Origin of the sequence: Halorubrum sp. Atlit-26R (assembly GCF_003666015.1) — an archaeon.
Lineage (GTDB): Archaea > Halobacteriota > Halobacteria > Halobacteriales > Haloferacaceae > Halorubrum.
This window is the reverse complement of record NZ_QPLT01000215.1, coordinates 1-719: the sequence shown is the minus strand read 5'-3', so window position 1 is coordinate 719 and position 719 is coordinate 1. Positions and strand designations below refer to the sequence as shown.

Annotated in this window: 1 pseudogene; it reads left to right on the top strand. The window is 51.6% G+C overall.

The features are described 5' to 3' along the window. A pseudogene (locus tag DVK07_RS22955) lies at positions 1-719 on the top strand (SMC family ATPase); the annotation flags it as partial.

The window sequence follows — 719 nt, the reverse complement described above, 5'->3', positions numbered from 1 at the left end:
CGTCGATCGATTGCCTGTCCACCGAGAGAAGATACAGTCGTTAGAATCTGAACTCGACGATCTGCAGACGGAGAAAGAGAAGAAAGAAACGGAGCTTTCGAAGTTGGAAGAAGAGTTGGAAGAGTTGCCGGAGCTGACAGCCGAGCGCGATGAATTAGAGGATGCGTACGAGGAGTACCAGACTGCTGAGTTCCGTGTTAAGGAGCATTCTGACGTACCTGAGCAGTTAGGAAAAAAGCAGACTGAGTTAGAAGATGAACGGGCGGAGATTGAGGAGATCGAGGCCGAGTTGGAAGCCTTCGAGGGATTGGATGAAGAATTGGCAGAAGTCGAGGAGACGCTTGCGGAGACTGAGTCGGGATATAACACGTATCTACAGCACGAACAGCAGGCGTCGCAAGTCGAGGAACGACGTGAAACGGTCGAGCGCTTGGAAGGTGAAGTTGAGGATCTTGAAGCGAAGCGCGAAGAGAAGAAAGAGGAGTTAGAGGAGTTGGAAGCGTCGTTCGATGAAGAACGGCTGGCGACACTTGATTCTGAAATCGATGACCTCAAAGGTGAGGTTGAGCGAGCCAAGGGGTCTCTTGATGAGAAACGGGTGAATCTTGATGAGGCGCGCGCTGAGATTGAGCGGTTAGAGGCAAAGGTGGACAAGCGCCAAAAGAAACTCCAGCAGTTGAAGGAGTTGAAGGCTGATCAGCAGTTTGCCGAGTGGGTAC